The organism is Campylobacter hominis ATCC BAA-381 (assembly GCF_000017585.1).
In the GTDB taxonomy this organism is placed as follows: Bacteria; Campylobacterota; Campylobacteria; order Campylobacterales; family Campylobacteraceae; genus Campylobacter_B; species Campylobacter_B hominis.
In genome coordinates this window covers 837,870-862,890 of record NC_009714.1, presented here as the reverse complement: position 1 = coordinate 862,890, position 25,021 = coordinate 837,870, and the positions used below count along the sequence as shown (strand labels likewise).

Genomic DNA, 25,021 nt, shown 5'->3' with positions numbered 1-25,021 from the left:
TTATTTATCCTATAGTTTTTAGGTAGCCGTTATCATTTAAAAATAGATATAACTCACCTAAAATTTGTTTTTTTTCTTTTTCGTTTATGAGTGATGATTTTTCAATTCGCTCGTTTAAAGTATCGCGAATGAGCGATACATCGTAATCCATATCCTCTAAAATATCGCTGACGGATTGTGACTCCAAAAGATCACAAATTTCATATCCACCGTCATCTTTCAAACGAATTGTAGCCTCAGTCGGGTGTGCAAAAAGATTATGACTCATTCCAAGCACTTCCTGATAAGCGCCGACTAAAAAAAATCCAATGAAATAATTTTCTTTTTCCGGATCTATATCGTGTAAAAACAACGGATTTTTAATACTATCAAAACTTATTTCGCCGTCGCTGTCACAAGTAATATCCCAGATTGATGCCGACAAAGTAGGGCGCTCGTCGAGTTTTTCAAGCGGCATTATAGGAAAATGTTGTTTTATACCCCAAAAATCAGGCAAGGATTGAAAGATTGAAAAATTTACCAGATATCTCTCTTGAACTTCGTCTTGAATTTTTAGTAAATCCGCATAATTTTGCTTGTTTCCAAGCATTGAAATAGATTTTTTCATAATCAAATGAACTAAAATTTCGCCATTTGAGCGATCTATCAAATCCACATATCCAAGATCAAACAAAGTTAGCACACTATCAAGATGAGAAATAGCGTCGTGAAGATATTCAAGTGCATTTGCAGGCTTCATATCCTTATATAAATCAAAAAGTTCCGCAATAACAGGCGGATTTTGATCTTTTAAAGCCAGTTTTTTTTCAGTATATTCTTGACTGAAAAGCTCAAGCACAGGAGCTATCAACACAGCATGGCTTGCCGAAACAAATCTTCCTGATTCTACAAAAATGTCCGGCTCATCGACTTTTTTGTGATTTGCGATTGTTTTTAGCAAAAACACTACGTCATTTGCATATTCGCGAAGCGTATAGTTGCGATTCGCATTTTCTTTAGTCTGCGAATATTCTATAGCCAGACCGCCGCCCAAATTTATAGATTTTAAATTGCAAGCACCCATTTTGCGAAGTTCGGCATAGATATTTCCGGCTTCTGTTAAGGCTTTTTTAAGTGGATGAATTTCACTTATTTGAGAACCGATATGAAAATGTATCATCGTAAATCTGTCTATCAAATTAGCCTCTTTCAGCATACTGATTGCCTCAATCAGCTCCGTTGAAGTAAGTCCGAATTTTGAGTTGATGCCGCCACTTTTCGCCCAAATACCGGTGCCTGAGTTGTGAAGTCTTATTCTAAGTCCTATAAAAGGTTTTGGTGCGAAACGCTCTTTTGCTGTTTCGATTATTGCTTTAAGTTCACTTAATCCTTCAATTGTAATTGTGATATTATGTCCCATTTCAGCAGCAATAAAACCTATATTTATAAGTTCTTTATCTTTAAAACCGTTAACCGTTATCGGCGCATCAAAATTATTATAAGTCATAGCAAGCAAAAGTTCGGCTTTACTTCCGGCTTCAAGACCGTATTTGTAATGCTTACCGAGCTTAACTAAATTTTTTACAAAACCTGGATATTGATTTACTTTTAACGGATAAACGGCATGAAATTCGCCTTTATATTCAAATTCCTTGCGCGCTCTTGCAAAATTTGAATAAATTTCCACTATTTGCTTTTTTATAAGGTGTGGAAAACGTAAAAGTATCGGACCTCTTATGCCATCATCTCGAATCTCGTTTACCATATCTATTAAAGCAGGCTTAAAGTCCGTATTTAAACAAACTCTTCCTTCGCTATCTATCGTAAAATTTGAGTTTCCCCAAATCGGCAAACCGTAATCGTTCATCTGATTTCCTTTAAAATTTCAGCTATTTTTATGTTTTTATTTGTTTTTGCAATGAGATTTTTCATAAAAAGTTCATCGTTTTTAGCCTCATTTTCGCCCATGCAAAGGAAAATTTCGGCATTTTTATTGTCAGCATTTTTAAGATGTTTTTGTAAATTTTTAGCTTCATATGAAATTTCAACTTTAAAATTTCGCCTTAAATCTATGCCTATTTTAAAAATTTTATCGATATATTTTTTATCCAGCGCACAGATATAAATTCCAACTCGCTTTTGTTTAGACTCTTTACTTGATAAAATTTCCATAAATCTTTCAATTCCAAGCGCGAAACCAACGCCAAAAGTAGGGCGTCCGCCTAAAAATGCAACTAGATTATCATATCTTCCGCCGCCTCCTACTGCGCTTTGTGAGCCGATTTCACCGCTTACAAACTCGAATGCGGTTTTTGTATAATAATCAAGTCCTCTTACTAATTTCGGATCAACTTCAAATGTTACACCGTTTGCGGTTAAAATTTCTTGTAATTTTGAAAATTCACCCGCACAAATTTCATTTAAATTTTCCGTTATCAAAGGGGCGTTTTGTAAAATTTTTTGACAATGTTCGACCTTGCAATCAAGCACGCGGATAGGATTTGTAGAAATTCTTCTTTTACAATCGCTGCAAAGCTCATTTTCGTTTTCTTTGAGAAATTTCAAAAGTTTTTCTCTGTATTTCGGCATACAATCGCCATCGCCAAGTGAATTTATTTTTAATGTAGCTTCTATATCCAGTTTTTTTAAAATTTCAGACAACATCAAAATCACTGAAGCATCTTCATATACACTTCCTTCTGAAAAACATTCGATTCCAAATTGGTGAAATTCTCTTAAACGTCCTTTTTGCGGGCGTTCGTATCGAAACATCGAGCCATGATAAAAGTATTTTTTAACTCCACCGGCTCTATCCATTTTATGTTCTATAAAAGCCCTGACAACTCCTGCTGTGCCTTCAGGGCGCAAACATACATCATTTCCGCTTTTATCCGTAAACTGATACATCTCTTTTCCTACGATATCGCTGCTTTCGCCGACACTTCTTTTAAAAAGCGCTGTTTCTTCCAATTTAGGAATTTCAATATATTCGTATCCGTATTTTTTTGCCGTATCTTCACACACATCTATGATTTTTTTATAAAGTTTCGCTTCATCATCCATCATATCGTTCATTCCACGAAGTGCTTGTATCATTTTACAAACTCCTTAATTTTTTTATGAATTTCATTTATATCGCCATTTGCGTCAATTTCCAGCGCGTCTATTTTCAAAATTTTAAAAATTTCACTCATATTTTTTTGAACTTTCATCAGATACTCAAGCCCGCGCTCTTCAATTTTATCAAAATTTCCGCGATTTTCAAGGCGAAAGCGCAAATTATCTTTTGAAATTTTTAAAAATATGAATTTTGCATTCGGTATTTTGCCGCCAAGAGCGATTTTATTTAAATTTATTAAATCGTTTATATCTAAATTTTGCTCATTTGCAAGCGCATAAGCTATTCCTGAGACAAAACTTCTATCACAGATAATATCTTTTTTATCACTAAATTTTAAAACTTTTTCGAAATGTTCGGCTCTATCGGCTAAAAATAGAAAAAGTTCAGCCGTTTTCGAAATTTTAAAATCGCTTTCAAGTAAAATTTCGCGCAATTTTTCGCCCAAAAGCGTGCCACCAGGTTCTTTTGTAATTAAATAATTTTTATTATAAACAGATTTTAAAAGTTCTATTTGCGTACTTTTTCCAACGCCGTCAATTCCTTCAAAAAAAATCAGCATTTTTTATCTTCTAAAAATGGTAAAATTTCTTTCGGCACAAGGTGCGAAATATCGCCGCCGTGTTCGAAAATAGACCTTACAATCGAACTGCTGATAAATGAATATTTAATCGTAGGCATCAGATAAATGGTTTCAAACTTATCCCAAAGCGATCTGTTTGCGTATCCTAATTGAAGTTCGTATTCAAAATCGCTGACAGCTCTAAGACCTCGAATCACAAAGCATGTATCTTGAGATTTGGCAAAATCCACCAAAAGATTTTCAAAAGCTATAACTTCAATATTTTCCAGACTTTTTGTAGCCTCTTTTACCATTTCGACTCTTTTATCAAGTTCGAAAAACGGCTTTTTATTGTCGCTTTTCGCTACAGCTACAATGACATTGTCAAAAATCCTAAGCGCGCGCTTTATGACATCAAGATGTCCGTTTGTAATAGGATCAAAAGTGCCAGGATATATGCAGTTTGTTCTCATTTTCCCCACCTTTTATAAAGATTATTTTCTATGCCGAGTAGATCAAGCCATTTACCGATAAAAAATTTTTCCAAATCATCTAAGTTTTCAGGTGAGAAATAATCTGCAGCTACAGGCGGTGCGATTATTACGCCAAGCGCGCTAAGTTCACTCATTTGGCGCAGTGAAATCGTAGAAAACGGCATTTCTCTCGGAGCTAAAATCAAAGGTTTTTTTTCTTTTAAAGATATGGCTGCCGCGCGTGTGATAAGAGTGTCAGAAATTCCGTTTGCGATTTTTGCAAGAGTGTTTGAAGAGCAGGGCGCAATTATGGTTTTTTCTATTCCGAATGAGCCGCTTGCAACACTTTGTGCTAAATCATCATCATTTAAAATTTTCGCTTTTTTAAAATTTAATTCCGTTATATTATTTTCTTTGTTTAGCACAAGTTTTGCATTTTTACTGAAAATTGCGTAAATTTCATGATTTTGTTCAAGGTATTTTATTAAAGAAACAGCGATTTTACAGAAGCTGGCCCCGGTTGCACAAACTAAAATTTTCATGCTAAAAACCTGTAAGAAGTGGAGCGGGAAACGAGAGTCGAACTCGCGACATCGACCATGGCAAGGTCGCGCTCTACCACTGAGCTATTCCCGCAAAAAAAGAGTTGTGATTTTAGCAGGTTTTTTTTCATTTGTCAAATAACCTTATAACTTCACATTCATCATTATTTTTAATATTTTCGCATTCGCAAATTAAAATTGCATTTGATTTCAGTAATGGTGAAATCATATATGAGCTGATGTTTTCAAAAGGTGTAAAAATTCCGTTTTCAAACATTCCAAGTAATAAACTTGCACGATTTTTTTTATTTTTAAAATTTCCTTGAAATTTTGCTTTTTGTCTGAAAAATTTAAATGTTTCTCCGTTTAAAAATTTTATAATCGGAATTACAAATAAAAAACTTAAAATAAAGCTAGCAAGCGGATTACCCGGTAAAACAAAAACTATTTTTTGGTCTTTTTTAAAACATTTCAAAGGTTTTCCGCCCGGTTTAAAATTTACGCCTTCCAAAATACTCTCAAATCCCAAATCTTTTATACACAAAGCCACAAAATCAGCTTCTCCAACGCTTGCTCCGCCGCTTGTAATTATTATATCGTGCGCTTCAAGCGCATTCTGCAAAGCATTTTTTGTAGCGCTTTTGTCATCTTTTATAATTCCAAGATAGCTGTTTTTTATACCAAAATAATTAAAAATAGCTGAAATTCCATATGAATTTGCATTATAAATTTCAAAATCGCCCGCTTCTTCATTAGGCTCTATAAGTTCGTTTCCGCTTGAAAAAATTCCTGTTTTATGCTCGCAAAATACAGGAATTTCATAAATTCCTTGTGAAGCTAAAAATAAAATTTCTTTTGGCGAAATTTTTGTTCCGCGAACCAGCATTCGCTCATTTTTAAAAAATTCTTCACCAATTTCGCGATTTCCATCATTTTTTTTAGTATTGCAAGGAACAGAAATTTTACCGTTTTTAATAACGGCATCTTCTAAACGAATAACACAATTTGCTCCTTTTGGCATAGGAGCTCCGGTCATTATCTTTATAGCTTTCGCTTCTTCTATTTCTCTTATTTTTTTATCTCCTGCAAAAATCGTATAATTTAAAATTTCAAGAACTTGCCCTTTATAATCGTCGCAAAATGCATATCCATCAAGCGCGGAATTGCTAAAAACAGGTGAATTTCTTTTAGCTGAAATTTCGCCTGCCAAAATTCTTCCTAAAGCTTCATTAAGATTTACGGTTTCGATTTTTCGTCTAAAATTCTGATTTAAAATGGAAATTATAAATTCAACACTCTCTTTTAAATTTTTCATTCACTTGCCCTTTGTATGTCAGCGCCTAAATTTCGAAGTTTCAGCTCCAAATTTTCATATCCTCTATCCAAATGATAAATTCTATGAACTCTGCTTGTGCCTTTTGCCACAAGGGCCGCTAAAACCAAGGCTGAACTGGCTCTCAAATCAGTCGCCATAACATCGGCCGCATTTAAATGTGTGCCGTTAATCGTCGCTATATGTCCGTTTAATTTTATATCGGCACCCATTCTTGAAAGTTCACTGACGTGCATGAATCTGTTTTCAAAAAGTCTTTCATCAATGACGCTTACACCGTCAGCTACACACGCTAAAGCCATAAATTGCGCTTGCATATCAGTAGGAAAACCAGGATATTCGCTTGTGATAATTTCGGTAGGTTTAATTGTTTTTGGTGGAATAATCGTAATTTCATCGTCATTTATTTCAAAATTAAATCCCATATCATTAAATTTTGCTAAAACCGATACCAAATGATTAGGATTTGCGTTTGTAATTGTGATTTTACTTTTTGTAATGGCTCCTGCACAAAGATATGTTCCAGCTTCAATTCTATCCGGAATTACGCTGAAATCAGAAAATTTCAGTAATTTTCCACCACTTCCGTAAATAGTTAAATCATCGGTTCCGATGCCTTCTATTTTAACACCGCTTTTATTTATCATTTCGCAAAGCTGCACGACTTCAGGCTCTTTTGCAGCATTTATGATTTTTGTTTTACCTTCGGCTAGAGCTGCCGCCATTACGATATTTTCTGTTCCGGTTACGGTTATTTTATCAAATGAAATTGTAGCGCCTTTTAATTTTCCTTTACAAACTACATATCCATCTTTTATATCGATTTCAGCGCCCATTTTTTCAAGTGCGCTTAAATGAAGATCAATCGGTCTTGCGCCAATCGCACAACCTCCTGGAAGCGAAACTTCACAATGCCCGAAACGAGCCAGTAAAGGTCCTAAAACTAAAATTGAGGCGCGCATTTTTCTTACTATGTCGTATGTTGCTTTGGTTGAGTTTATATCGTTTGTGTTTATTTTTAGACTGTTTTCATTTAAAAATTCGGCGCTTGCTCCTAAATTTCGTAAAAGCTGAGCTAGTGTTTTTATATCGGCGACATTCGGAACATTTGAAATTTTTATATCATTACCTGCCAAAATTGACATTGCAATAAGCGGCAATGCTGCATTTTTCGCACCTGAAATTTTAACTTTACCGTTTAATTTCGCACCGCCGTTTATTTGCAAAAAATCCATTTTATCTCCTAATTTTAAAAATAGAAATTATATAGAAATTAAGCTTAAAAGTTAAATTTTGGAATTCTTACAAAAATTTGCTAAAATTTTACATTTTTTATTTCAAGGAAAAAAATGAGAAAAATTTTTGCTATTGTATTTTTACAGATTTTAATTTTTACAGGCTGCTCATTTAAAAATGACAAAATTATTGTTACAAATCAATGTAAAATCGGAAATTTTTATGAGCTTGATCCTAAATTTTCACATAAAAATCAAAGTGTCAAACTGACGAATAATCAAATTTTAAACTTTTTACTTCAATCTATAGATAAATATGAAAATACACGCAAAGGCGGCGATTGTACCGGTTTTATAACTGTTTTAAACAACGAAAATAACGGCATATTTTTTGATGATAAAGAGTTGAACAACCATTTTTCAAATCGCAGAAAATCTCAAGCTTTATATAATTATTATAAAGCTAAAAACCGTATCTCGATGAATAATCCAAAAATAGGCGATCTTGTTTTTTGGCAAAATACAATTCGCGGAATAAAAAATAAAAAAACAGGAGCGATTACGCATGTCGGCGTAATTAGAGAAATTTACAGCGACGGGCGCATTCGTTTCGTACATTTTGCAAGTGGACGAAATAGAAGTGATTTTATGGATTTAAAAAATCCAAAAGTGCATAAAATCGGTAAAAAAACAGTAAATTCTTATGTAGCAAGATGCAAAAGAAAAAATTTCTGCCTTGCATCAAATTTATTTGCCGGTTTTGGCAAAGTTACGGAATAGGGTAAAATTTTGAAAGCAACTGTAACTTTAATCATTATAAATGCGATTTGTTTTTTGGCGGCATATTTTTTGCAAAATAGCGCCGAATATTTTGGGCTTAATATTTTCTTTTTCAACGGAGCTTATTGGCAAATTTTAACTTCAATGTTTATGCATGCCGGAATTTTCCATATTGCGATGAATATGGCTGTTTTATGGCAATTCGGAACTATTTTGGAAAAATTTTTAGGTTCGCTTCGTTTCTCTTTAATTTATTTGATTTTAGGAATTTTGACAAATATCTTGTGTCTGGCCTTTGTTTATTTTGATTTTACAAGAGGCGAAATAATAAATGTAGTAGGCGCAAGTGGCGCTATTTGTGTTCTTTTCGGTATTGTTGCATTTTATGATCCACGCAATGCAAAAGGACTTTTTTTGATGATTTTAATTATATCGTTCGCTCCTTTGCTTCTTGGCGTAAATATTGCCTGGTATGCGCATTTGTTAGGATTTTTCTTAGGTTATTTCTATTCGTTTTTAAGGAATAAATTTGGAATTTTTTAAAAATTTGGAAGAAATTTTATTTTGTGAAAATCCTTATGAAAAAATAGATAAATTCACAAAATTTTACGCAAAATTCTGTGAAAATTTAACTGAATTTGAAAAGAAATTTAAAGTTAGAAAATTGGAAATTCCAAGTTATTCGAAAATTGCCGAAATTTGTGAAGTCAAAGATATAAAAAAACAAAACAAAGGCGGAAAAAAAGCAAAATTTTTACATTCAATCGCCCATATAGAATATTCCGCAATAGATCTTGCGCTTGATGCGGCTTACAGATTTCAAAATTTGCCGCTTGAGTTTTACGCCGATTGGCTGGAAGTTGCAAATGATGAAATCAGGCATTTTTCGCTAATAAACTCAAAACTTGAAAAAGAGGGCGTAAAATATGGCGATTTGGCAGTGCATGACAGTTTATTCCATGCGATGAAAATAACGCAAAATTCACTAATGGAAAGAATGGCACTCGTGCCTAGATTTTTAGAAGCAAACGGACTTGATGCAAACTGTTTTTTGATAAATAAATTAAAGCCGGATAATGAACTCTACGAATTAAAATCACTTTTGCAAATTATTTTGAACGAAGAAATTTCGCACGTAAAAAAAGGCGACAAATGGTTTTCATACGAATGTGAAAGATTGGGGCAGGGTGATAAAAAAGATGAAATTTATTTGGAAATTGTGCTGAAATTTTATCCGAAAGCTTTTAAAAAAAATAGGATTTTAGATGAAAAAGATCGTTTAAAAGCCGGTTTTACTAAAGCGGAAATAGAAAATTTCAAAAATATGCAGAAATTAAGTTGATTTCAAAATTTATAAAAATTTCATTCACGGGCAATTAAAATGTCAATTTATTTTACTTTAAAAATAGAAGAAAATTTTAAAGAAATCTCGCTATAATTACATTTCAAAAGGTGGTTAATTATGAAACAGATATACTTTATAAGACACGCCAAAAGTGAGAAAGATGGGAAAACCGATTTTGATCGGGATCTTAGTCAAAAGGGCAAAAACGATGCAAAAGAAGCCGGAAAATTTCTAAAAAAATCCAAAATTAAACCTGATATGATTTTTGCAAGTTCAGCAATCAGAGCGGCAAAAACAGCGAAAATTATAGCCGGTGAACTTAATACCAAAAAACTTGAATTTAAAGAAGAACTTTATGACATCACGCTGGATAATTTTGTAAATTTTATAAAAAAAATCGATGATAAATATAAATGCGTAATGATAATAGCTCACAATCCGACAATAACCGAAGCAGCTGAATATCTAAGCGACAGTTTTATAACAAATTTGCCGACATGCGGAATTTTTGGCGTAGAGTTTGATATAAACAGTTTCAGCGACATTTCAGAAGACAGCGGCGAAGCTATAATGTTTGATTATCCAAAAATGCACTAAATTTTAATACTTTCTAAAAACTCACCAGACTGATTTTTTATTTTAAAAATATAAAAATTCACAAATTTTTACAATCAATCTTTATTATAATTTATCAATTAAAATTTGGTTTATATCAATAAATTTAAAAAAGCCTTTATCTTAAATTAAATTTTTGCAATAAATATATTTTTCGCAGTTTTATTCTTGTTAAATTATAATAAACGCTTTTATAATTAAATTTAATTTTCTATGTATTTTTTTTGATAAGAGAACAGGATAAAATTAAATATTTATTTTTAATCGAAAAACTAAATTTTTATGGTAATTTATAAAAAAATACGATAAGAAACTTTTTGCAAAAATATTCTAAAAAGCGTATGCTGCATAAATTTTATTTTTTAAAATTTATGCAGCAAATTATCCTTACAAATGTAAGGATGAAAATTTAAAAATAAATTACGAAAAAGTAGATTATCCGAGCGCTTTTTTATTTTAACGCCACAATTAAAATTTCTATTTTAAATCTTGATTTATTTCTTTAAGCTCTTTTTTATATTCATTTACGAAATTTACTATAATGTTTGCAAAAAATTCTGGCTTGATAGCGCCGTTTGAAATATTTTCGGCTAAATTTTCATCTTGTCCATTATCATTTTTGCCAAGCCATTTCCATACAAGCCACCACTTTGTAGTTTCAAAACCGCTTTTATCTTTTCCACTAAACTCAATGTTTTTGCAATCAATATCATCGTCATCATCTCTTGCTATGCCGTAGTATAAATATATCGGTCTGTTCAAATCAAATTCGAAAGAAAAATAGAGCTTCCAATTATTTTTTTTAATCTTTAAATTTCTTTCATATTTTTTTGTAACCGGTGTAAATTCTATATCAAATTCATTGCCGAGCTTATTATTGATAACTTTATAAACTTCTTGTAAAAAATCATTTACAATCTCTTTTTCAGCCTCCAAAAACTTTTCATAAATAGTTTTTGCTGTTTCATAATTTTCTTTTATAACTTTTACAACATTCGCTTCTGCCATTTCATACTCTCCATATAATTTTTTTATCACATTTTTATACTCACTAATTGCAAAATTTAGATTTGTTAAATTTACAATCTCTTTTTTACACTCTTTTATCCATTGCGTGATTTCTAATTTATAGCTTATTGCTATTATTTTTACTTTTTTATCATCTTTAACTAAAAAATTATCTTTAATTTCAAAATTGCCTAAGCTATATTTGTCTGGAAATTTAGCATCAAGACTTAGATATAAAACCAAAATATCGTTATATTCGCATTTTTTGTCTTTTTTTATATCTTCTATATATCTTTCAATCTGATTTTTTTGTTCGACGGCACAAATTTTGTTTTCTAAAATTATATGTTTATTACCGTCTGTGATAAAAATATCTAATCTACCATTTTTCAAGCTATATTCTTTAAACACTTCTGCGTTTTCATAGTTAAAATCATCAATCTGACAGATTTCTAAGAATTTTTTTAAAAATAGACTTTTTTGGTAATGCGTTCCGTTTGGATTTAAAAACGAATAAATAAAACCCGAATGAAGCGTAGTTTCATCATAAGTTTTTAAAATTTCATAAACATTGTAGTCATTAATTCCACGAAGTTTTTTAACTTCAAGCTCATCAAGTGCTGTTTTAAAATCAGCAAACAATTTATCAAAATCAGATTCTGGCAAAATAATTCCTCCTTTAAAAAAATATTTTAAATTATATAAAAAATATGTAATTTTTTTGTTAAAATAGGGTGGATAATTTTTTATAATCATAGGTACCATAAAAATAAAAATATAAAATTATATTTTTATTTTTAATTAAAATTTTCATTTAAATCTAAAATTTAATATTTTTGTATATTTTAATTAGAATAAATTATTTTATTTTTGAAAACTATAATTTTCAAACTTTTTTGTATTTTTAAAATGCTTCCTGAAAGCTTAAAAAAAATGACGAAATTTTATATAATAAATTTTTTAATATTTATATGATGATTTCTAAAAATCAATATAATTAAAATTGTATAAAAAATAAAAATTTATGCTATGAAAATAAATTTTAATGCATTATGATTTGCATTAAATACATATCTTCGCCGTCGATTACTTTTAAATTCCTGGAACCGCATTTTTGACATTTAAAATTATTATCTTTTAATTCCGAATTTTGGTTACAATCGTTGCAAAAAACAATGACAGGCTGTATATTTATAGTAAGTTTGGCATTTTTACAGATATCACTTGTAACGTGATAAAACTCAAATGCGCTTTGTAAATAATGCGCTTCTACACCTGAAAGCTTCCCTATTTTTATGATTATTTCATCGACCTGCTCCGCTTTGTTTTTCTTAGCATTTTCTTCGCAAAGCTCAATAAGATCTATGATAATTGAAAGTTCGTGCATTTTTTATTCTTTAAAATTTTCGCTGTTTTTATCACGCATTAGATATAAAAAATACTCTTTTTTATATCGCATAATATTTACAAAATATCCTTTTCATGATAAATTTGCCGTAATTTTAGAAATAAAATTTAAAAAACCGATATAAATGATAAAAGGAATAAATCCTGTAAAAGCTGATAATAATATAAAGCCATATAGAATATCGGTTATTTCTGACAAACTTTCTATAACATAACTTTGGGAATGCATACTTCCTTCATTCCAACCTCTACCGTTTAATAAAAGCAAAAAATGTATAAAAAGAAGTGTAAAAAGTATAATTGTGCGCTTAAATTTTTTTATTTTTGAAAATTTTAAAATAAAAAACATAATAAAACAGACAATTAAGTCAAAAAATAATATATAAGGCGCAGCTTTGGCTTCAAACGAATATGTAAATAAAATAAAAAATAAACAGATAAATAAAAACAGGCACACATAATCAAATTTTGTAATCTCATAAATATATGTTTTCCGCATTTTTTAAATAAGACCTTTTTTATTTAAAATTTCACGAAATTTCCAAAGTTTTTGAGCGTTTTTCAATTCGGTTTTTGAAATTTCGGCTATCATTATGCCCTCATTTTTTTTAAGTGAATTTGAAATTTCACCAAATGGAGATATAAGCATACTTTCGCCGTAAAATTCATAATTTTTATCATCAAATTCAGCTTTTCCGATACGGTTTGCGCGAATTATAAAAAGCAAATTTGTCCAAGCTCGAATTTTTAAAAGTTCATTCCAACGCTCATTTGAATCAAAAGTCGAAGCTGTCGGCATTAAAATGCAATCTACATTTTTTTTCATAAAATACTGCCAAGTCGCGTCAAAATGTGCTTCAAAACCGCATATTACGCCAAATTTTACTCCGTCAAGCCAAAATGTCGGTAATTCTATGTTTTTTATTTTTTTTAAATTTTCTTCGTTTTCTTTCTTACAATGATTTGCAAAAAATTTTTCTTCATCCCAATGAGAATAATTTATTAGAAAGTTTTGCTCCCAAAATTTTACACTTTTAGGACCGAATTTTGCAATCATTTTATAAATTTTTTTTGATTTTACCTGCACAATCGGAGCGATAATATTTAAATTATATTTTTTAGATAAATCCGTAAATAGCGATATTTTGTGTTTACTTTGCTCTTTTATCATAGATGGCGGCATTTTTATCAGTTCTGTAAAAAAACTGTTGCATACATATTCGCCTAAAAGCGCTATTTTGGCGCCATTATCAGCTGCAATTTTAAGATAATAATCAATTCTGCTTCCGCTCATTGAAAGTGTAGGCATTTGCAAAACGGCTATTTTCATTGCGCGCTTTCGTTTTGTATTTCTGTAACTTCAAGTTTTGCTTTTTCAAGCAAATCTCTTGCCTCTTTGATAAGTTTGACACCATTTTTATAAAATTCCACGCTTTGTTTAAGAGTGAGATTTTCGTCATCAAGTTTTTTTAATAAAACATCTATTTTGTTTAGTTTTGTTTCAAAATTTTCAGTTAAATCTTGCATTGTAAAGCCTTTGTAATAATAAAATCAAATTTTTCAGTCTCGACTAAAAAAGCGTCATGCCCATAATCACTATCTATTAGGCTAAAATCAACCTGTTTTGATCTGCCGATATTTTGCATTGCTGTTTGCATTTCCTTCATTAAAACCGGCGGAAACAAAACATCGCCCGAAAACGCGATTAAAGTAAGCTTTGCTTTTATAAATGAGAGTGCTTCTTCGAGACTGTCGTAATGGCGCGTACAGTCAAATATATTCATCATTTTTGTTATATAAAGATAGCAAAGAGGATCAAATCTTTTGCTGAAATTCGTGCCGTTATATTCTAAATATCTATCTACTTGAAATCTGCCTTTTAATTCATAAAGACCATCCGTTTCTACGTAGTTTCTGCCGAATTTTTTGTCCATAGAGTGCGGACTTAAAAAACTGATATGACCTGCCATTCTTCCTATTTTAAGACCCGGCAAACCGTTTTTGTAAATATTTTGTTTATCGTAGTTTCCGTTTTGGAATTTAGGATCATTTAAAATCGCCTCAATTGCGATTTTATTGAATGCAATAGCCCAAGGCTGTGTAGCATATGTGCTTGCTAAAATTATTGCTCTATCACAAAAATCAGGATGTTCTATAGCAAAACAAAGAGTTTGCATACCACCAAGACTTCCGCCGATCACTGTATGAGCTTTTTTTATTCCAAGGCGGGAAAAAAGTTTCATTTGAGCACGAACTACATCGCTTATTACTATGACAGGAAATTTTAAACGATATTCAAGTCCGTGTTCATCTTTGTCAAGCGGGCAAGTAGAGCCGAATTGACTTGCTAAGATATTTACGCAAATTACAAAATATTCGCGCGTATCTATAGCTTTTCCATCACCGATAAGCGCATCCCACCAGCCGGCTTTTACATCACCTTCAAAGCGACCGGCTGCATGTTGCGAACCTGTAAGCGCGTGACAAACGACAATGACATTTGATTTATCAGCATTTAGCTCGCCGTAAGTTTCATATGCAAGTTTAAAATTTGATAAAATTCTACCGCTTTCAAGATGAAGCGGTTCATCAAAATACTCTACTTTGCGTTCAATTCTCACTAATTTTCTCTATCTACACGGTAGTTTGGTGCCTCTTGTGTGATAATGACATCATGAACGTGACTTTCTTTTAAGCCGGCACTTGTAATTTCTACAAATTCTGCTTTATCCTGAAAAGTTTTTATATCTTTGCTCCCGCAATATCCCATAGAGCTTCTTACGCCGCCAACTAATTGATAAATTACATCTTTTAACGTTCCTGCATATGGAACTCTACCTTCTATTCCTTCAGGGACAAGTTTTTCTTTAGCTGTGCCTTCTTGGAAATATCTGTCAGAACTTCCTTTTTGCATAGCGCCAAGCGAGCCCATTCCGCGATAAGTTTTATATTGTCTGCCTTGAAATGTTACGAGTTCTCCGGGACTTTCTTCGCAACCTGCAAGCAAACTTCCAAGCATTACAGAGCTTGCTCCTGCTGCTAAAGCTTTTGCGATATCGCCTGAATATTTTATACCGCCATCCGCAATTACCGGAATGTCATATTTTTTAGCTTCGTTAGCGCAGTCGCTGATAGCTGTAATTTGCGGCACGCCAACACCGGCAACAATTCTAGTAGTGCAAATACTTCCAGGTCCTATTCCTACTTTTACGGCATCCGCCCCTGCTTCTGCAATATCTTTTATACTGGCCGGATTTGCGACATTTCCAACCACTATATCTATATCAAAATTTCGTTTTAACTCTTTTAATGTATCTATTATACCTTTTGAATGTCCATGCGCTGAATCCATTACAAGCGCATCCACACCGGCTTTTATCAAAGCTTCGGCTCTATCTAAATGTCCTACACTGATTGCAGCTGCAACGCGTAGTCTGCCATATTTATCTTTATTTGAGTTTGGATATTCAATTCTTTTTTTAAGATCTTTTATTGTTATTAAACCCTCCAAATGTCCATTAGAATCAACTATAGGTAATTTTTCAACTTTATTATTCATAAAAATTTCTTTGGCATCATCAAGTGTGCAGCCTTTTGGGGCAGTTATAAGCGGAGTTTTTGTCATTTTTTCTCCGACAAGAGCATTCATATCTGTTTCAAAGCGTAAATCTCTGTTTGTCAAAATTCCAATTAAAATTCCGTTATCATCGACTACCGGAACACCGCTTATATGAAATTCAGCCATCATATCAAGAGCTGATTTTATGCTTGCATTCGGTTTTATTGAAATCGGATCCAAAATAACGCCGCTTTCACTTTTTTTAACTCTTTTTACCATTTTGGCTTGTGAAGCGATATCCATATTTTTATGAATTACGCCGATTCCACCAAGTCTTGCCATCATAATAGCTGTTCTTGTTTCTGTTACAGTATCCATAGCTGCACTTACTATAGGAGTATTTAGAGTAATATTTCGTGTAAATTTTGTAAAAAGTGAAACGTTTTTCGGCAAAATTTCACTGTATTGAGGCACAAGTAGAACGTCCTCAAAAGTCAAGGCTTTTTTTAAAATTTTCATAGTTGTTATCCTTTTATAATTTTTTCTAAATTTAAAGCTCCGTCTAAAACGGTTTGCTCGTCGTATGCTCTACCGATAAGTTGAGCCGAAATATTTAAATTTTCACTGTTTTTTGCTATAGGAACACTGATAGCAGGAAGTCCGGCTAAATTTACACCGATTGTATAAACATCGCTCAGATATGCATCAAGCGGATTTGCAAGCTCACCGAATTTATAAGCCACACTTGGAGCGATAGGCATAAATATAAGATCCGCTTCATCTAAAATTTTTTCATACTCTTTTTTGATATATGCACGAGCTTTTTGTGCTTTTATATAATAAGCGTCATAATATCCGCTTGAAAGTACGAAAGTTCCAAGAAGCATTCTACGTTGAACCTCTTCACCAAATCCTGCGCTTCTTGTATTTGCATAAAGTTCATTTAGATTACTTGCTTTTGCGCGATTGCCATATCTTACGCCGTCATATCTGCTTAGATTTGTACTTGCTTCAGCTGTAGCAATGATATAATAAGCCGCTATATTGTATTTTGAGTTAAGTAAGTTTTTATATATTATTTTATGCCCTGCACTTTTTAATTTTTCAATTGTTTTTAAAAGAGCACTTTTGACTTCATCTTTTGTTTCATTTACAAAATTTTCAATTACGGCAATTGTAAGTTTTCTATCACTGTTTAGTTTGTCAGCCGTACTTATAAACTCTTTTGAATAGCTTGTGCTATCCATTTTGTCATAACCTGCAATAACGTCAAATAAAATTGCGGCATCGGTTACATTTTGAGTTATCGGTCCTATTTGATCAAGACTGCTTGAATACGCTGCTAAGCCGTATCTGCTAACTCTGCCGTAAGTAGGTTTAAAACCTACGCAACCGCAAAATGCGGCAGGTTGACGAATACTTCCGCCGGTATCGCTTCCAAGAGCTGCAACTGCAATCCCTGCCGCAACGGCTGCCGCGCTTCCGCCGCTACTTCCTCCAGGAACCCTTGAATAATCTGTCGGATTTAACGTTTTGCCGTAAAATGAGCTTTCTGTTGTGCTTCCCATGGCAAATTCGTCCATATTTGTTCTGCCGAACGGAGCAAAACCGGCAGAACGGAGTTTTGTAATTACGGTTGCATCATAAGGTGCCACGTAGCCTTGTAATATATTTGAAGCACTTGTTACGCTCCAGTTTTTTACCTGAATATTGTCTTTTATGGCAATTGGAATTCCGCTACCGCTTTCGTTTAAGTCTTCACCGGTTAATTGCTCTATATAAGCTCCCAAATCTTTAGTTTTTAAAATTTTATCTTTCAGCTCTTTTCTTAAAGCCAAAATTTCATCTTTGCTTAGTTTTAAAGCCTCTTTCAGTGTTATCATTTTTTTCCTTTTTTCACAAAATAAATGCCGATGAAAATTAGCACCAGCACAGTTAAAATAGTGCCGAAAATTATATAAAAACTTACCGGCTTACTTAACATTCAGCACCTTTTGACATCTAGGACAAAGTTCGTCTTCATTTTTAGCATCAAACTTCCAACACCTCGGGCATTTGTGGTGATCTGAAAGCACCAATCTGAAAGTTTCATCTTCAACTTTAAATTCCGCTAAAAAATCGCGGCTTTCAATACTTCGCATATGACTGACCATATACCAATCACAAATTTCATCCAAATCGTGTGATAAAATTTCATTTGAACTTGTTTCCAAAACAAGTTCAAGGGTTGATTTTATCTTTTTCTCTTTTTTAAGAGTATCTATAATTTCGAAAAATTTCGCCCTGCTTTCAATAAAAAGTTCACCTGTTTCATTCTTTTTGAAATCTTCAAATTCAAGCGGTTCATAAACTAAATCAAATGCATCTTTTTTGCCGTTTTTTACAATTTCAGGAGCAAATTCCATAACTTCATCAACCGTATATGTAAGAGTAGGAGCAATCAACGGCAAAAGCGTTCTTGTTATTAAAACCATTGTACTTTGCGCACTTCTTCGACGTGAGCTGTCAAGCTCATCACAATAAAGTCTGTCTTTGCATACATCAAGATAAATTCCGCTTAAATCGGCACTTAAAAAATTTAACAAAACGCTGAAACCTTTTGAAAAATCATAATTCCTAAAAGCTCTGTTTGTCTCTTCAAATGCGATATTTGCTTTGCTTAAAATCCATTTATCAAGCATTGTAAAATTATTTGTTTCAATCTCTTTCAAATCGCTTACATTTGCAAGTAAAAATCTTATTGTATTTCTGATTTTGCGGTATTGTTCACTGACTTGTTTTAAAATGTTATCGCTTATTTTAAGATCGCTGCTGTAATCGCTAAGCCCAACCCATAAGCGCATAATTTCAACGCCATATTTTTTTGCTACTTCTTGAGGAGCTATGACATTACCGACTGATTTACTCATCTTTTGACCTTTTTCATCAACCGTAAAACCGTGTGTTAAAATACTTTTGTAAGGAGCGGTTTCATTTATTGCCGAACTTACTAAAAGTGAACTTTGAAACCAGCCGCGGTGTTGATCGCTTCCTTCCAAATACATATCGGCTCTAAATTCGCCGGCATCATAATCGCCGCTTTTTAATACTGCTCTCCAAGTAGATCCGCTGTCAAACCAAACATCCAATATATCAACTACTTTTTCTAAATTTTTAGCTTCATATTTACAGTTTTTAGGCAAAAGCTCGCCAATATCAAGTTCCCACCACGCATCAGCGCCTTTTTCTTTAAAAATTTCATATATATTATTTAAAATTTCATCATCAAAAATAGGCTCTTTTGTAGCTTTATCTCTAAAAAATGCAATCGGCACACCCCAATCTCTTTGGCGCGAAATACACCAATCAGGACGATTTTCTATCATTGAAGTTATTCTGTTTCTTCCGACTTCAGGGTAAAATTTAACCTCTTTTAATGCATTTAATGCGACTTCCCTTAAAGTTTTACCGTCTTTAAAAGGTTTATCCATTGCTATAAACCATTGTTTTGTAGCTCTGTAAATTACAGGTTTGTGTGTTCGCCAGCAATAAGGATAAGAGTGTGTAAATTTTCCTACACTTACGACTGCATCGCCTAAAAGTTCGACAATTTTTTCATTTGCTTTAAAAATATGCATTCCTACAAACTCATCAACAACATTATCCCTAAAAAGCTTTTTTGTTTTTATTGTTTCGTCATATTTTCCTGCATCGTCAACAGGCATTATTGTTTCAATGCCGTATTTTAAGCTTACATAATAATCGTCTTCACCATGTCCTGGCGCTGTATGAACTAAACCTGTTCCGCCGTCCATTAAAACATGCTCGCCAAGTATAAATTTTGACGGTCTGTCATTTAAAGGATTTTTTGCATACAAATTTTCAAGTTCGCCGCTTGCAAATTCTTTTACAATTTTTCCTTTACTTATTCCTTTTTGCACCAAATTTTCAAGTAAATGTTTTGCAAAAATAAAATTTTCACTTGTTAAAACATAAATTTCATCAGGATTTAAACAAATTGCCTGATTTGCAGGAATTGTCCATGGCGTAGTCGTCCAAATCACTGCTTTTGCACCTTTTGCACCTATTTTTTTATTTGCTTCATCGCTAAGATCGAATGCTATATAAATAGAATAATCTTCTTTATCTTTATATTCGACTTCAGCTTCAGCCAAGGCACTTCCTGCCGCCCAGCTCCAAAATACCGGCTTGCTTCTTTCGATTAAAAGACCTTTTTTTGCAATTTCGCAAAGCCCTTTGTAAATTTCCGCTTCAAATTTAAATTTCATAGTAATATAAGGATCATCCCAATCACCGATAATCCCCATATCTTTAAATTCATCTCTTTGTATATTTATAAACTCGCGTGCATGAGCCCTGCACATCTCGCGAATTTTTGTTTTACTTGTTTCATTTTTTTTGCCGCCAAGTTTTATTTCGATTTGTTGCTCTATCGGCAAACCGTGACAATCCCAACCCGGCACATATCGAACATTTTCACCTGCAAAATAGTGTGTTTTTACAATTATATCTTTTAAAATTTTATTTAATGCATGACCGATGTGAAGATGTCCGTTTGCGTATGGAGGACCGTCGTGTAAGTTAAAGCTGACGCCCGCACTTTGGCGTTTTGCTTTCATTTTTTCGTAAACTTTTCGTTCATTATACCACGCTTTGAAGCGTTTCGGCTCATTTTGCGGAAGATTTCCGCGCATCGCAAAATCAGTCGTAGGAAGAAAAAGAGTGTCTTTATAGTCCATTTTTTGCCTTTTTTAATAAATTTGGTGATTATATCGAAACTCAAATTAACTAATAATAAAATTTTTGATATAATTTTGCAAAAAAAGGTAAAAAATGAAACATTTAGTATTGATTTTCGCGGAAGAAATAAGACTTAATTCGCCGTTTTTAAATTATATTTTAAGAGTTTGCAATGAAAAATTCGAGTGTGATTATGAACTTAAATTTTTGGATAAACTGGATAAAAATACAGCCTCTTTTTTAGAAAAATGTATAGCGCAATTTGATTATATTACGATTTTTGCAAGTAGCGATAATTTTTATATTACAAGTAAAATTTTAGCCAGTCTGAACGACGATATAATTGAGCTTAAAAACGGCGAAATACTTGCTCCTTCAATGTCTCGCAAGTTTGAAAACGGTTCGTTTTTAATTGATATAAACGGAAAATTTATAAATGTGATTTTAGCCGATCCTCTTCAAAAATTACCGAATATTTTTCAAAATTTTGAGCTTAACAGCAAAACTTTTTATATTTTTGATAGCGATATAATAACGCTAAAAAGCAGAATTGATCCGCTTTGCGAAACTTATGAAATTAAAATTTCAATCACCCGGATAGCGCCTTTTTTAATTTTAATTCGCGCAAGCCAAAATCGTTTCGGTCAAATTGAAGCTTTTATGGACAGTTTAAAAGAATTTTTAAATCTTAAAATTATAAATGAAAAACTTGAAAATTTTATCGTTTCTAAATTAGCGTTTTATGGCAAAAAAATCACTTTTGCGGAAAGTTGTACTGCAGGACTGGTTGCAGCAAAAATCGGTTCCGTAAGCGGCGCAAGCGAAGTTTTTGCAGGCTCGCTTGTAACATACAGCAACGAAATAAAAAATATTTGGCTCGGTGTGGAAAATGAAATTTTAAATGAACACGGTGCAGTCAGTAAAGAGTGCGTAAACGAAATGTTAAGCGGTGCTATTGAAAGCAGCGGCGCCGATTTTGCGCTTGCGGTAAGCGGAATCGCAGGACCTACAGGAGGCAGCGAAAATAAACCTGTCGGCACAATTTATATCGGTGCAAAAGAAAAAAACGGCGAAGAGATAATAGAGAGATTTTTGCTTAAAGGCGATCGAAACTATATACGCGAACAATCCGTTACAATCGCACTTTGCTTGCTTATTAAATTAAAAGCAAAAATGTTTTTTGATTGATTTTTATTAAAAAAGTTTAATTCTCATAAAAATTCCGTTTAAACTCTGCCAAAAAAGTTTGAAAATCTTATTGCAGATTAGAATTTTATAGGTTTTAATTCAATTTTTTAATGCAAAACAGGTAAAATATCTTATTTTCAACTATTTATACATGAAAATTATTTCGCCAAAAATATATTTTAGTGTTTTTATACTGATTTAAATCGACTTTTGCAAATTTGATGTTTTAAAATTTATTAATATAAAATTTTACAAAAGTTTTATACACATATGAAATAAAAATTTCAAATTTCTATTGCATTTGCGCTGTATTTTGCTTTTTTTAAATGAAATTTATTAATTTTAAAATTTTAGAAAGTTCATCGGTTACTTTTAAATTTTGCACTAAGTTAAGATTTTAACTTAAAATTTTTAGCACTCAAAAAAATAATTAAATTTCAAATTTACAATTTTAAACATTATCATAAAATCAATTTTCACAAAAATAGCCGACTCATAAAACATTAAATAAAAATATTTTTAATTGCATAATTTTAGATATGCTTCAATTTAACGGATTTTATGATGATTTACTATTTTTAAATTTTTCTACAAATTCACTAATTTATGCTATAATAATATTGAAGTTAAAGGGGGAACTTATTTTATCCCCCACTCTCTAATAGTGACTCAAACCTTCTTCTAAATTTTCTAGAATATCATTTAAAAAATTTTCTATTTCATTTGGCATTATTCCTATATTTTTTTTACATCTTTTTGTAGAAATTCTTGGTCGTTCATTGTTTAATTTATACAAATTCTCAAAATGAAATGCGCGATTGCGTATTTTTACAAGTAAGTCGTATGCAATTAAATTTTGCACCGAATTCAACGTTCATTTTTATTTTTAAAACCAAAATTTTAAAGAATCACTAAAATTCTGTTTTTAAATCATTATAAATCAGCATAAAAATTTATTTCCATACATAAGCTATTTTTAAATTTTAAAATCACAAACAGATATGCGTTTTTTAATTACAAAATTTTTAAATACACTGTATTTGAGCGGATTTATGCTTTTTTTGATGAAATTTTACTGTCTTTAAAATTTGCGCTGAATTAACTTTATAAATCAATATAAAATTAACTTTCGCTAAATAGGCTGTTTTTACGACCATAAACAGAAACGTTTTTTAATTACAGAATTTCAAATTTACGAAATAGTGTTATATCATTATTTATAATTTTTCGATCTATCAGTTTTTTTATGACTTCTTTATCACAGACCGTTTCGTCCGGCCATTCGCGAGTAAATCCGTCGATTTTTCCTTTTGCGGTCGCATCCACACAAACTTGCTCGCCGTCAAGATAGATATCGCGAAGTGCATCTATATTGTTTGTAATGCGCCAAATACTCATATATGCGTTATTTATATCATTTTTTTTATCTAAAAATATTAAAATTTTAAAATTTTTCTTAAATTTTAAAATTTTCGTAAAAATCTCACTAACCTGCCTATCTTTACTTATGTTTATTAAAACTATCGGATTTTTCGTGTCCGTAAAATACTGCTTCAAATCATTTATACATTCGCATTCACTATGAAATTTATCAAGCAATTTCATATCGCTTAAAATTTCAGGCGTTTCGCCGCTAAAATCATTTGTAACGTCAATACCTAATTTACCGCCAAATAAAGCATTTGGCGAAGCATGGTCAAGTTCGTCGCAAATTCCTTCACTAAAAAACAGAGATTTTACACCGAAACGGTTTAACACGTATCTTGTAAAATTTTCATAATCAGTTAATTTCGGTGCATTTTCATCAGCAAAAACGGCATGTTTTACAAAACTCATTTGCCCTACTCCCCAAAATGCATGCATTATCTGTTTTGCGGCTCCTGGATAATTTACTTTTATTTTTGCAAGTATAAGATTATGAAAAACACCGTTTTCAGGCATTTTATAATCAATCAAATCCGGTGCGCTTGTTTTAAAAAGCGGTAAGAAAATGCGCTCTGTGGCATATCCCATAAATTTATCTTCTAATGGCGGTTTACCGACGACTGTAGCTAAAAAAATCGGATCTTTTTTGTAAGTAATCGCTCCTACTTTCATAACAGGAAACGGCAAAACAGGCGTATAAAAACCGGTATGATCTCCAAAAGGTCCTTCATTTATAGGATCCGCCGCTGTATCCACATAACCTTCTATCACAAAATCGCTGTCATAAGGAATAAAAATATCATTCGTAAGAGAGCGAACAAGACGCGCCGGATTTTTTCTAATAAATCCGTAAAGTAAAAGTTCAAAAACTCCTTTTGGAAGCGGGGCTTGCGCGCACCAAGTATAAAGCGGATCGCCGCCGATTGCTACCGAAACAGGCATTTTAAGCCCTAATTTTTTGTATTCGTTGTAAAAATTAGCTCCGTCTTTGTGAATTTGCCAATGCATTCCAAGCTCATTTTTGGAATGTACCTGCAAGCGATACATTCCTAAATTTTGCGTTTCGCCGTTTAAGGATTTTGTGTAAATTTGACCCATTGTAATAAAAGCACCGGCATCCTTACTCCATGTTTTCAGTATCGGAAGCTCGCCAAGATCGACATCTTTTCCTTTTTTTACGACTTCTTCGCAAGGCGGTTTGCCTTGAAATCTTGTAGTAAAAACCTTGCGAAGAGAAATTAAATAACTTAAGAATTCAAGTTTTTCTTTGAAATTTTGCGCTTTTTTCGGTTTTAATAAATTTTCTATTTCGCATGCAATTTCATCAGGATTCCGTCCAAAAATGAGTTTTAACGCTTCAAAACTTCCAAAAATATTTGTCAAAACGGGCGGATATTTTTTGCCGTTTTTATCTGTCGGGTGCGTAAAAAGAAGTGCTTTTGAATCAGATTTTTTAACTTCTATATAACTCGTATGCGCTATTTCAAGATCTATATCGCAAGGTTCATCTATAACGCGCAAAAGCCCGGCTTTGTGAAATTTTTCTATCCATTCTCTCATTTTTGCCCCTTAGAATTTTATTTTTTACTGAATTTTACTGTTAAATTTAAAAATTTTACTGTTTTTATATTTTTAATGTTTATACAGACTTGAATTTCTTTGTTTTTGCTGCAAAATCACAGTAATTTTTATAAATTTTAGATATTTATTTG

At 32.2% G+C, this 25,021-nt stretch carries 23 protein-coding genes and 1 tRNA gene; 5 read left to right on the top strand and 19 right to left on the bottom strand.

Translation table 11 applies throughout. From position 1 onward, the window contains the following. Positions 1 to 4: 4 nt before the first annotated feature. The 8 genes from speA to murA form a co-directional block, all read right to left on the bottom strand. Positions 5 to 1,846: a biosynthetic arginine decarboxylase gene (gene speA, locus CHAB381_RS04345; RefSeq protein WP_012108779.1), complete on the bottom strand. Its 1,842-nt coding sequence runs from the start codon at positions 1,844 to 1,846 to the stop codon at positions 5 to 7. Then, positions 1,843 to 3,075: a histidine--tRNA ligase gene (hisS, locus tag CHAB381_RS04340; RefSeq protein WP_012108778.1), complete on the bottom strand. Its 1,233-nt coding sequence runs from the start codon at positions 3,073 to 3,075 to the stop codon at positions 1,843 to 1,845. The genes speA and hisS overlap by 4 nt, the downstream gene beginning before the upstream one ends. Further along, positions 3,072 to 3,659: a dTMP kinase gene (gene tmk, locus CHAB381_RS04335; protein ID WP_012108777.1), complete on the bottom strand. Its 588-nt coding sequence runs from the start codon at positions 3,657 to 3,659 to the stop codon at positions 3,072 to 3,074. The genes hisS and tmk overlap by 4 nt, the downstream gene beginning before the upstream one ends. Beyond that, positions 3,653 to 4,132 (bottom strand): pantetheine-phosphate adenylyltransferase, encoded by a 480-nt coding sequence (gene coaD / locus CHAB381_RS04330; protein ID WP_012108776.1) that lies wholly within the window; start codon positions 4,130 to 4,132, stop codon positions 3,653 to 3,655. The genes tmk and coaD overlap by 7 nt, the downstream gene beginning before the upstream one ends. Then, positions 4,129 to 4,674: a UbiX family flavin prenyltransferase gene (locus CHAB381_RS04325; RefSeq protein ID WP_012108775.1), complete on the bottom strand. Its 546-nt coding sequence runs from the start codon at positions 4,672 to 4,674 to the stop codon at positions 4,129 to 4,131. Before CHAB381_RS04325 ends, coaD begins: the two co-directional genes overlap by 4 nt. 19 nt (positions 4,675 to 4,693) lie before the next feature. Further along, positions 4,694 to 4,768, bottom strand: a tRNA-Gly gene (locus tag CHAB381_RS04320). A gap of 33 nt (positions 4,769 to 4,801) precedes the next feature. Next, entirely contained in the window at positions 4,802 to 5,989 is a 1,188-nt protein-coding gene (locus CHAB381_RS04315) for a molybdopterin molybdotransferase MoeA (RefSeq protein WP_012108774.1), read from the bottom strand. Beyond that, complete coding sequence (gene murA, locus CHAB381_RS04310; RefSeq protein WP_012108773.1) at positions 5,986 to 7,242, bottom strand: UDP-N-acetylglucosamine 1-carboxyvinyltransferase; 1,257 nt, start codon at positions 7,240 to 7,242, stop codon at positions 5,986 to 5,988. Before murA ends, CHAB381_RS04315 begins: the two co-directional genes overlap by 4 nt. A 114-nt stretch (positions 7,243 to 7,356) precedes the next feature. On the opposite strand from murA, the gene CHAB381_RS04305 reads away from it, so the two are divergent. The 4 genes from CHAB381_RS04305 (at position 7,357) to sixA (ending at position 9,964) form a co-directional block, all read left to right on the top strand. Further along, positions 7,357 to 8,022: a CHAP domain-containing protein gene (locus CHAB381_RS04305; protein WP_012108772.1), complete on the top strand. Its 666-nt coding sequence runs from the start codon at positions 7,357 to 7,359 to the stop codon at positions 8,020 to 8,022. Between the two features lie 9 nt (positions 8,023 to 8,031). Then, positions 8,032 to 8,565 (top strand): rhomboid family intramembrane serine protease, encoded by a 534-nt coding sequence (locus CHAB381_RS04300; RefSeq protein WP_012108771.1) that lies wholly within the window; start codon positions 8,032 to 8,034, stop codon positions 8,563 to 8,565. Continuing rightward, positions 8,552 to 9,364: a ferritin-like domain-containing protein gene (locus CHAB381_RS04295; RefSeq protein ID WP_012108770.1), complete on the top strand. Its 813-nt coding sequence runs from the start codon at positions 8,552 to 8,554 to the stop codon at positions 9,362 to 9,364. The genes CHAB381_RS04300 and CHAB381_RS04295 overlap by 14 nt, the downstream gene beginning before the upstream one ends. A gap of 120 nt (positions 9,365 to 9,484) precedes the next feature. Beyond that, positions 9,485 to 9,964 (top strand): phosphohistidine phosphatase SixA, encoded by a 480-nt coding sequence (gene sixA, locus CHAB381_RS04290; protein ID WP_012108769.1) that lies wholly within the window; start codon positions 9,485 to 9,487, stop codon positions 9,962 to 9,964. A 495-nt stretch (positions 9,965 to 10,459) separates the two neighbouring features. Here the strand turns inward: sixA and CHAB381_RS04285 are convergent, their stop codons facing one another. The 9 genes from CHAB381_RS04285 to ileS form a co-directional block, all read right to left on the bottom strand. Beyond that, on the bottom strand, positions 10,460 to 11,656 hold the full coding sequence (locus CHAB381_RS04285) for a PDDEXK-like family protein (protein WP_041570618.1): 1,197 nt from the start codon (positions 11,654 to 11,656) through the stop codon (positions 10,460 to 10,462). Positions 11,657 to 12,032: 376 nt separating this feature from the next. Further along, entirely contained in the window at positions 12,033 to 12,377 is a 345-nt protein-coding gene (locus tag CHAB381_RS04280; RefSeq protein WP_012108767.1) for a hydrogenase maturation nickel metallochaperone HypA/HybF, read from the bottom strand. A 93-nt stretch (positions 12,378 to 12,470) separates the two neighbouring features. Beyond that, the gene (locus tag CHAB381_RS04275; protein ID WP_012108766.1) at positions 12,471 to 12,896 is read right to left on the bottom strand and encodes a hypothetical protein; all 426 of its coding nucleotides are present in this window, start codon (positions 12,894 to 12,896) and stop codon (positions 12,471 to 12,473) included. Between the two features lie 3 nt (positions 12,897 to 12,899). Then, on the bottom strand, positions 12,900 to 13,727 hold the full coding sequence (locus CHAB381_RS04270; protein WP_012108765.1) for a carbon-nitrogen hydrolase family protein: 828 nt from the start codon (positions 13,725 to 13,727) through the stop codon (positions 12,900 to 12,902). After that, positions 13,724 to 13,924: an exodeoxyribonuclease VII small subunit gene (xseB, locus tag CHAB381_RS04265; protein WP_012108763.1), complete on the bottom strand. Its 201-nt coding sequence runs from the start codon at positions 13,922 to 13,924 to the stop codon at positions 13,724 to 13,726. Before xseB ends, CHAB381_RS04270 begins: the two co-directional genes overlap by 4 nt. After that, complete coding sequence (metX, locus tag CHAB381_RS04260) at positions 13,912 to 15,018, bottom strand: homoserine O-acetyltransferase MetX (protein ID WP_012108762.1); 1,107 nt, start codon at positions 15,016 to 15,018, stop codon at positions 13,912 to 13,914. Before metX ends, xseB begins: the two co-directional genes overlap by 13 nt. Further along, positions 15,018 to 16,475: an IMP dehydrogenase gene (gene guaB / locus CHAB381_RS04255; RefSeq protein WP_012108761.1), complete on the bottom strand. Its 1,458-nt coding sequence runs from the start codon at positions 16,473 to 16,475 to the stop codon at positions 15,018 to 15,020. The genes metX and guaB overlap by 1 nt, the downstream gene beginning before the upstream one ends. A 5-nt stretch (positions 16,476 to 16,480) precedes the next feature. Continuing rightward, positions 16,481 to 17,839, bottom strand: a complete 1,359-nt coding sequence (gene gatA, locus CHAB381_RS04250; protein ID WP_012108760.1) for an Asp-tRNA(Asn)/Glu-tRNA(Gln) amidotransferase subunit GatA — start codon at positions 17,837 to 17,839, stop codon at positions 16,481 to 16,483. A 90-nt stretch (positions 17,840 to 17,929) separates the two neighbouring features. After that, the gene (gene ileS, locus CHAB381_RS04245) at positions 17,930 to 20,695 is read right to left on the bottom strand and encodes an isoleucine--tRNA ligase (RefSeq protein ID WP_012108759.1); all 2,766 of its coding nucleotides are present in this window, start codon (positions 20,693 to 20,695) and stop codon (positions 17,930 to 17,932) included. Between the two features lie 94 nt (positions 20,696 to 20,789). On the opposite strand from ileS, the gene CHAB381_RS04240 reads away from it, so the two are divergent. Continuing rightward, positions 20,790 to 21,884 carry a CinA family protein gene (locus tag CHAB381_RS04240; protein WP_012108758.1) on the top strand — a complete coding sequence of 365 codons (1,095 nt, stop codon included), beginning with the start codon at positions 20,790 to 20,792 and terminating at the stop codon, positions 21,882 to 21,884. A gap of 658 nt (positions 21,885 to 22,542) precedes the next feature. Here the strand turns inward: CHAB381_RS04240 and CHAB381_RS04235 are convergent. Beyond that, positions 22,543 to 22,746 (bottom strand): hypothetical protein, encoded by a 204-nt coding sequence (locus tag CHAB381_RS04235; protein WP_049752834.1) that lies wholly within the window; start codon positions 22,744 to 22,746, stop codon positions 22,543 to 22,545. Between the two features lie 314 nt (positions 22,747 to 23,060). Further along, a complete protein-coding gene (locus tag CHAB381_RS04230) occupies positions 23,061 to 24,869 on the bottom strand; it encodes a menaquinone biosynthesis decarboxylase (protein ID WP_012108754.1) in 1,809 nt (602 codons plus the stop codon). Positions 24,870 to 25,021: the final 152 nt, after the last annotated feature.